Raw genomic sequence first — 7,606 nt, 5'->3', positions numbered from 1 at the left:
CCACAACCCGGGGGGGGGGGGGGGGGCCCCCCGGGGTTTGGGGGTCGGCGCCCGCGGGGGGGGGGGCGTGGTGCCTTGTCCCCCCCCCCGGGGGGGGGGGGGGGGGGGCCCCGGGGGGGGCGGGGGGCCCCCGCGCCTGCGCGGCGGGTCAGCGCGAGTAGTCGCGGAAGGTCATGATGCCGCCGACCAGGACGATCATCACCGTGAGGATGTAGACGGTGACGCGAATCCAGGTCGGCCCGTAGTAACTGACCGCCATCGATGCACCGAGGGCCGCGAGAATGAGCACCACCCCGTAGAAGGGTGTGCGTTGCTCTCTGTCAACCATTCCTCCAGTGTCCGCCGATATCGCAGGGGGTGGCAACGCCGACGCGTCAGCGCCGGAAGTGGTCGACCAGCCTGGAGTAGCTGTCGCCGCGATGACCGGCGTCGATGGCCCGCGCGACGAGGTCACGCGTGTAGGTCGGCAGCTCCACATCGATGCCCCGCGCCCGGCTCTCGGTGATCAGGTCGTCGATGGACGGCAGGTGATGCACGAGCGCGCCGAACGGGGTGGCGTGGTCGGCGCGGTCGATCTCGGTGGCGAGCATCGGGAACATCGACAGCATCCCGGCCAGCGACGGCTCGGCGTGTTCGCTGAATTCACCGACCGACAGCCCAGCCTTCCCGAGCAGCGCCGAGGCGTGCAGGAATCCGTTGAGCAGACCCCACATGGTGTCGTGCACAGCCATTCCGTACAGGACCGCGACAGCCGGCTCCGGCGACACATACGTGGCGCGCCCGCCGAGGGCCCGCAACAGCCCTTCGTGCCGGTCGAACGCGTCGCGCGAGCCGCCGACGAAGATCACCGCGTCCGGCGAGCCGATCGCCGGGGCGATGGTCATGATCTGCCCGTGCAGGTAGTCGGCCCCGAGCTCGGCGGCGAGCTCCGCGGCGGTCCGCGCCCGCTCCGACGGCCCGTCGGTCAGGTTGAGCACCGTTCGGCCCGCCAACCGCGCGGCCGCCTCGCGCAGCAGTTCCGCCGCGACCTCGCCGCCCTTCACATTGACGAGCACGACCTCGGCGTCGGCTACCGCATCCGGCACCGTCGCGGCGGCTCGCGCGCCCTTCGCCACCAGCGGCTCGGCCTTGTCGGCCGACCGATTCCACACTGTGACCCGCCGGCCGGCATCCACCAAGGCCACAGCCAAGGCCGCACCCATCTCGCCGAGTCCGAGCACCGCGACCGTCATCGTCTTCTCCGTTCTCGTGGAACAACATCCGATTACGGACCGTAGGAGCTCAACTTGGCTTCAGGTCAAGCTGTCGTTCGGACGAGTAACGTTCAGCGGAGCTCACCCGAAGATCACCATGACACCGGAGGAGTTTCCATATGAAACGAGCAGTATTCGCCGCGGCACGCGTCGCAGCCGCTGGTATCTCGGGTTTGGCCGCTGTGGCGATCATCGGGACGGGGTCCGCGCAAGCGGCTCCGCAGGATTGCGCCGTGCAGCGGGACATGTTCGGCGCGTCGGCGGTCTGCCAGCCCGATGGCGGCAGCAACTACGTGCTGCACGTCGACTGTGTGGGCCTGTACGCGAGTGGGCCGTTCCCGATGTACGCGGTGGGGCCCTATTACTCGCTCAGCTATCCCTTCACGCCGGAGGGTCAGCGCATCACCGCGGGTTGCACGGGAATGGGTCCGGGCATCATCGCCGTGGCCACCAATGCCTACGTCGAGGTGTATCGCGGCTAGATTCAGAATTTGCCGCCGTGGTGCACGACCTCGTGGCCGAGATGTGCGGCGAATTCGGCGACAAAGGAATCGGACAGCGGCGGCCAGTTCCAGAAGTCGAAGGCCAGCGCGCCGAGGGCGAAGCCGTCGGCCCACTCCCAGCTGGTGATCGGACTGGTGACGGCGCAGGCCGGGCAGGTCATCGGGCCGTCGCCGGTGTACCGCCAGTTGTCGATGGCTTCCGAGAAGGGTTGCCACACAGCCTCATCGGGTTCCCACGCGTTGGGGTAGTCGATGATGACGGCGGTCGCCGCGCAGCGCGGGCAGTCCACCGATGACGGCGGGATCCCGCCCTGCCCCGGATAGTGGGCGTCGCGGACGGCGATGACGGCGACCGGCCCCGGCGTCCAGTCCGCACCCCACTCCTGGGTGATCTCCCCCCAACCAGGGCCGGGCACATAGCCTTCCGAGACCTGGAGGCTGTACATCATTTCGCCGGACATCTCCCGCGTCAACCACCCACGCGAGACCATCCACTCCACCATCCGCTCGGCCGCGGCACCCGCCTCGGCGCCGGAGACCTCGACATCGACAATTCGTTCGAAATAGTCACCCACCGCCGCATTCTCGCAGAGATCAGCGGCGGCGCACCTGACGTCACGAGCGGGCCGAGGCCGGCGGTGCGGCTCGACGCGACACCGATCACCGGTCGTGAACGGCGCTGTGTCCACCGTGTCGGTTCGCGCGGCGTTCGAACTGGGTGCGCGCCCTGGCATGGGCCGCGCGCAGGAGATCGCGGACCGTGTCATCGGTGCGCTCGCCGGGGTCGAGGACAGCGAGCCAGCCCGCCGATCCGTAGGTCGGATGCGGGAAGACGAGGTCGGCTTCAGCGGGTCGCGCGGGCGCCTGACCGGGTGCGTAGCCGATCCACGCGGTGAACGCGTCGCGACCGGCGGCGATATTGACCCGGAAGGCGCCGGGGCGGTCGAGGCCGGTGTCGCGTTCGTCTGGGTACTGCTTGGTCACGATGGTGGCGAACGGCTGAACCGTGGTGGGGACGACGCCGTCGGGCGCGTAGTAGCAGAACGAATCGCCCCAGCTGATCTCCGGGGCGCCGCTGCCCGCTTCCGGGCGCAGGATCAGCACGCCGTCGAGGGAACCGAGGAACTCGATGAGGTCGTCTATCGTCATGGTTCGAGCGTCTCATTGAAGTGCTTGTGTGGATTTTCCCAGCAACGACGAGGTCTTTTGGATGCGAAACCTCAACTCACCCGTCGGACGCACGGTCGACGTCGCCCGCCGCGCCGGGTACTCGGTGCAGCAGGTGCGCAATCTCGAACGCGACGGCGTGCTGCCATCCGCGGATCGCACGGCGGGCGGTCATCGGGTCTATCGCGAGATCCACGTCCGCTCGGCGCTGGCCTACCGCGCGCTCGCGGCGGCGCTCGGACCGGTCGAGGCCAAGCGGCTGCTGCGGATCGTGCACGCGGGTCCACGGGCGCGGGCGCTGGCCGCGCTCGACGAGGCCCACGCCGGCCTGCACGGCGAGCGCGTCGACCTCGCGCTGGCCCGGACCGCGGCGGAAGCCATTGCCACGGAGGAGATCGCCGATACCCGCGAGACCGATGCGATGAGCATCGCCGAACTCGCGGCGGCACTCGGCATCCGGACCTCGACGCTGCGGCACTGGGACGCGGAGGGCTTGGTCGTCCCGGATCGTGCGGACGCGAAAGGCAGTGCGCGACAATATGTTCCGGCCCAGGTTCGCGATGCCCGTATCGTGCACCAGCTTCGCAGGGCCGGCTATCGGATCACCCAGATCCGCACGATCATGCCCGAATTGCGGCGCGATACCGCCGACGTGCGGCGGGCGCTGGCGGCCAGGGACGCCACCGTCACGGCTCGCTCGCTCGCGCTCCTCGAGGCGGCGGCGCAGCTGTCCGAGCTGCTCGGTCAGGACGCGGGCGACTCCGCGGTGCTGCCGCCCAGCGGCATGGCGGGCAGCCCGAGCTTGCGGTGATCCCAGGACCGGACGCGGGTCGGTTCCACGCGCACCACGATGCGGTTGTTCATCATGGCCTCCACGAACGGCCTGACCTCGGGGCTGTACGGGCCGACGTAGCGCTCGTAGATGTCGATGCCCGCCTTCCAGTACTCCTCGTCGTCGGTGTCCTCGATCAGGTGGGCGGTGCCCTCGATGGCGACGCCGCGCAGCTGGTCGTAGGTGTCGCCGGCCTCGGCCATGCAGGTGAGGGTGGGGTTGCGGCGCAGGTTGACCGCCTTCTGCGACTTCGACTTGGTCTCGAAGTAGATGGTGCCGTCGATGTGGCCGAACCACATGGCCGTCAGGTGCGGCTTGCCCGCCGCGTCGAGGGTGGCCAGGGTGAGCACCCGGCTGTGATCGAGGAACCGTGCGATCTCTTCCTCGGTCATCCGCACCGCGGCCCGCTGCTTGATACCCACCGACTCCACCTCCAGCTCATGGCACTGTGCGCCGACCATACCCAGGCATCCACAGGCGCGGACCCGGAACGCGTACCCGCGGGTTAACGATGTCGTCTTCCTCGGCGAAACACCAGGTAGACGAGACAAGGGAGGGCTCTCATGGGGAATCGATCCACGCTCGCGGTGCTGTCGGGGGCAGCGGTGATGCTGGCGGCGGGCACGGCGAACGCGCAATCGGGCTTGTGGGACTACACGCCGGTGGACCGCGCGGAGTACCTGGTGTCCGAGCCGTACGGCGGCAACGTCTTCTTCCGCACGCCGGACGGACGGCACTGCGCGATCTACTGGAACAACGGCCCGACCGGCTGTGACGCGGTGCCGATCGACGCGCCCGCCGGCACCGATCAACTGCGGGTGACGACGCTCGAGGCCGCGCGTTTCGTCGACAGCGAGCGCGCGACCTTCACCCACCCCGAGGCGAAGGTACTGCCCGAGGGGCACCGGGTCACCTCGGGCAACGCCACCTGCGGCGTGGGCTATCAGGGCACGGTCACCTGCGAGGTCGGCGCGCACGGGTTCACCCTGGCCGCCACCTACAGCGTGTTGTACTGAATCAGCCTCGGGCGGCGAGTAGTTCGAACAGGGCGGTGATGCTCTGTTCGCCGCGCCCCTCGGCGACGGCGCGTCGCAGCAGCTCGTGCATCGAGGCGTGCCAGGACAGGTCGACGCCGGATTCGGCGGCGATGACGGCGTCCTCGGACAGCGCGCTCGCGAACAGGTCGACCGAGGAGCCGAGCCGGGTGTAGTCCTTGGTGTCGATCTCCTCGGCCAGCGTCGGCAGCAGCGATTCGATCATGCGCAGCCACTTCGCCGAGTACGGGACCATGCTGCGCGCGGGTAGCCCGCGCGCGGCGAGGAGCGCGGCGCCCTCGGCGAAACCGAGCAGCGCGGGCAGCAGGGTCGCGCCGACGGCGGCTTCGTAGAGCGCGGCGAGATCTGGTTCGGGGCCGAGGAATTCGAGATCGCCGCCCAGCACGCGCAGTGTCTCGCGATGGGTGTCGAAGACGGCGCGATCGCCGCCGAAGTACAGCAGCGTGTCCGGATCGCCCACGGCCGCGGCGACATTCTTGATCGCACCGCCGAGGAAGCGACCGCCGCTCAGCTGCACCCATCGCCCGAATTCCCGCGCCTGGGCGGGCGCCCCGCTGTTGAGGGTGATGATGTCGCGCCCGGCCAGGTCGGCGGCGGCGAGACTGGACCTGGTGGCGTCGAAACCGGTCAGGATCGCGAGGGACACCGACCCCGCCGCCACGGCGTCGGCGATCGAGAGGTGCGCGGTCGCGCCCGCGGCGGCCAGGTCTTCGGTCCGTTCCGGGCTGCGGTTCCAGACGTGGGTGGGGTGGCCGGCGGCGAGCAGGGCCCTGGCCAGCGCGGCGCCCATCGATCCGGTTCCGAGCACGGTCACCGACGGCTTGGTCATGGTCGCTCCGATCGAGACGGTGCGGGGTCCGACGACCGCCGCTGTGCTCTCACTGTCGGCGCGGGCGGAGTTGCCCGGCAAGTACGCACTCGGCACCGGAGTTCCCCACCTCCGGGTAAGGATCCAGGTCAGCGCCACGGGTGGGCGGCCGGTGTGCGCGGTGTCACCGTCGGCGCGGCGACGATTGTGACGACCCCCAAGGCCGCGCGGGTGTGACCTGCGGCGACGGCGCGCGTCGTAGAGTCACTGCTATGTCGGATGCCGAGATGAACGAGCTGGTCCAGCGCACGGTGGAGGAAGCGCTGCTGGCCGGGCCGCGCCGGTACACCCGCACCCAGGTGGCCGAGCAGTCCGGCGTTCCGGAGACCGAATCGCGGCGACTGTGGACGGCGCTCGGTTTCCCCGCCAACGAGAACGACGAGGTCGACTACACCCAGCTCGACATCGCCGCGGTCACCAACTTCCGCAGCATGAAAGTCGTTGCCGCCTCGGACATCCGCCAGCAGGCGGCGGCCGCGCGCACGATCGGTCAGGGCATGGCGCGGCTGGCCGAATGGCAGGCCGACCTGGTGCTCGCCGAGATCAAGGCGCGCGCCGCCGAGGGCGATCCCGCGATCCCCCTCGAGGAAAGAATCAGCGCCGCAACCGAATCCACCATGGCAGGCATCGAGCAGCTGCAGTCGTATGTGTGGCGCAGGCATCTGGCGGCGGCCGTCGCCCGCTCGATCGACGCCGAGGTTGGCGGGGACACGCTGCGCACGCTGGCCGTCGGCTTCGCCGACATGGTGGGCTTCACCCGGCTCACCCGGCACCTGCATCCCGACGAATTGTCCACGCTGCTGGAGGCTTTCGAGTCGACCACCACCTCAGCCATCACCGACAACGGCGGCTGGGTGATCAAGAACGTCGGTGACGAGGTGATGTTCGCCGCCGAGACCGCGGTGGACGCGGCGCGGATCGCGCTCGCCATCCAGGAGTCGACGATGCTGGTCGGCGGAACGCCGGAGCTGCGGGTGGCCTTCGCCTACGGCGAGGTGCTGCAACGCTTCGGTGACCTGTACGGGTCGGTGGTCAATATCGCCGCGCGTCTCACCGGCGTCGCGCGGCCGGGCAATATCCTCATCGACGACGCCGCGGCCGAGGCGCTGGACGGCGATCCCGAATTCGCCATCCGGCATCTGCGCAGCGTGCGGGTGCGCGGGTTCAACCGGTTGCGCCCGCACCGGCTGCGTTCGGCCTCCTAGCGGCGGCCGCGCACACCGTTCTCTAGGGTGTCGTCGTGGAGATGGACTGGCAGACCGTGCGCGAGCGGTACACCGTGTACGCCGACGACGCCGTACTCGCGCTGAACAAGCCCGCGGGGATCTCGGTGACCGGCGAGCGGCACGACACCGACCTGGTCGAGCTCGCACAGGCGGCGGGCACCCAGCTGTACCCGGTGCACCGGATCGACAAGGTGACCTCGGGGTTGGTCCTGCTGGCCACCGACCTGGCCGCGCACGGCCCGCTGACCAAGCAGTTCAACAAACAGACCGCCCGCAAGGCCTACCTGGCGATCGTGTCGGGCACCGGCCTGCCCGAGCGCGGCGAACTCGACCTGCCGCTCAGTGTCGGGCGCAAGAACCGGGTGCGGATCGCGGCGCCGCGCGAGGCGATTCGCCACGAGGGCGGGCGCTGGTTCGTCGAGGAGGCCGATCTGCTCGCGGCGAAGAACTATCCGTCGCTGACCCGCTTCGCCACGGTGGCCACGCACGGGGAGCACACGCTGCTCGCGCTCGCGCCGGTCACCGGTCGACGGCACCAGATCCGCGTCCAGCTGGCCTGGATCGGCCACCCCATCCTCGGCGACCCGCTGTTCGACCGCACCGCCGCCTTCCCCCGCACCCACCTGCACTCCTGGCAGCTGCGCTTGGACGCCGACTGGCTCACCCCACCGGTCCTCGACGTCCGGGCCACCCCCGGCCCCG

Annotated in this window: 11 protein-coding genes; 5 read left to right on the top strand and 6 right to left on the bottom strand. The window is 70.0% G+C overall.

Annotated elements, in window-relative coordinates; all coding sequences use genetic code 11:
- Positions 1-148: 148 nt before the first annotated feature.
- On the bottom strand, positions 149-328 hold the full coding sequence (locus QH270_RS20775) for a hypothetical protein (protein ID WP_280345061.1): 180 nt from the start codon (positions 326-328) through the stop codon (positions 149-151).
- A gap of 46 nt (positions 329-374) precedes the next feature.
- On the bottom strand, positions 375-1,232 hold the full coding sequence (locus tag QH270_RS20770) for an NAD(P)-dependent oxidoreductase (protein ID WP_280345058.1): 858 nt from the start codon (positions 1,230-1,232) through the stop codon (positions 375-377).
- Positions 1,233-1,372: 140 nt separating this feature from the next.
- On the opposite strand from QH270_RS20770, the gene QH270_RS20765 reads away from it, so the two are divergent.
- Entirely contained in the window at positions 1,373-1,735 is a 363-nt protein-coding gene (locus QH270_RS20765) for a hypothetical protein (RefSeq protein ID WP_280345055.1), read from the top strand.
- 2 nt (positions 1,736-1,737) lie between these two features.
- On the opposite strand, the gene QH270_RS20760 is transcribed toward QH270_RS20765, so the two are convergent.
- Together QH270_RS20760 and QH270_RS20755 are read right to left on the bottom strand one after the other, a co-directional pair.
- On the bottom strand, positions 1,738-2,331 hold the full coding sequence (locus tag QH270_RS20760; protein WP_280345052.1) for a hypothetical protein: 594 nt from the start codon (positions 2,329-2,331) through the stop codon (positions 1,738-1,740).
- A gap of 85 nt (positions 2,332-2,416) precedes the next feature.
- Complete coding sequence (locus tag QH270_RS20755) at positions 2,417-2,905, bottom strand: DUF6194 family protein (RefSeq protein ID WP_280345049.1); 489 nt, start codon at positions 2,903-2,905, stop codon at positions 2,417-2,419.
- Between the two features lie 61 nt (positions 2,906-2,966).
- On the opposite strand from QH270_RS20755, the gene QH270_RS20750 reads away from it, so the two are divergent.
- Positions 2,967-3,734 (top strand): MerR family transcriptional regulator, encoded by a 768-nt coding sequence (locus QH270_RS20750; protein ID WP_280345047.1) that lies wholly within the window; start codon positions 2,967-2,969, stop codon positions 3,732-3,734.
- Here QH270_RS20750 and QH270_RS20745 read toward each other — a convergent pair.
- Positions 3,668-4,177, bottom strand: a complete 510-nt coding sequence (locus tag QH270_RS20745) for a pyridoxamine 5'-phosphate oxidase family protein (RefSeq protein ID WP_280345066.1) — start codon at positions 4,175-4,177, stop codon at positions 3,668-3,670. The genes QH270_RS20750 and QH270_RS20745 overlap by 67 nt on opposite strands.
- A 141-nt stretch (positions 4,178-4,318) precedes the next feature.
- On the opposite strand from QH270_RS20745, the gene QH270_RS20740 reads away from it, so the two are divergent.
- Positions 4,319-4,771: a hypothetical protein gene (locus tag QH270_RS20740; protein ID WP_280345044.1), complete on the top strand. Its 453-nt coding sequence runs from the start codon at positions 4,319-4,321 to the stop codon at positions 4,769-4,771.
- A 1-nt stretch (position 4,772) separates the two neighbouring features.
- Here the strand turns inward: QH270_RS20740 and QH270_RS20735 are convergent, their stop codons facing one another.
- Entirely contained in the window at positions 4,773-5,735 is a 963-nt protein-coding gene (locus QH270_RS20735; RefSeq protein ID WP_280345042.1) for an NAD(P)-dependent oxidoreductase, read from the bottom strand.
- Positions 5,736-5,890: 155 nt separating this feature from the next.
- On the opposite strand from QH270_RS20735, the gene QH270_RS20730 reads away from it, so the two are divergent.
- Both QH270_RS20730 and QH270_RS20725 read left to right on the top strand, forming a co-directional pair.
- Positions 5,891-6,883, top strand: a complete 993-nt coding sequence (locus tag QH270_RS20730; protein ID WP_280345040.1) for an adenylate/guanylate cyclase domain-containing protein — start codon at positions 5,891-5,893, stop codon at positions 6,881-6,883.
- 41 nt (positions 6,884-6,924) lie between these two features.
- Positions 6,925-7,606: RluA family pseudouridine synthase (locus QH270_RS20725; protein WP_280345063.1), on the top strand; the 682-nt coding region annotated here is incomplete at its 3' end.

Origin of the sequence: Nocardia neocaledoniensis, assembly GCF_029868625.1 — a bacterium.
GTDB classification, from domain to species: domain Bacteria; phylum Actinomycetota; class Actinomycetes; order Mycobacteriales; family Mycobacteriaceae; genus Nocardia; species Nocardia neocaledoniensis_A.
Note: the sequence above shows the minus strand (reverse complement) of the source record. Positions and strands in the feature narration are given on the sequence as shown.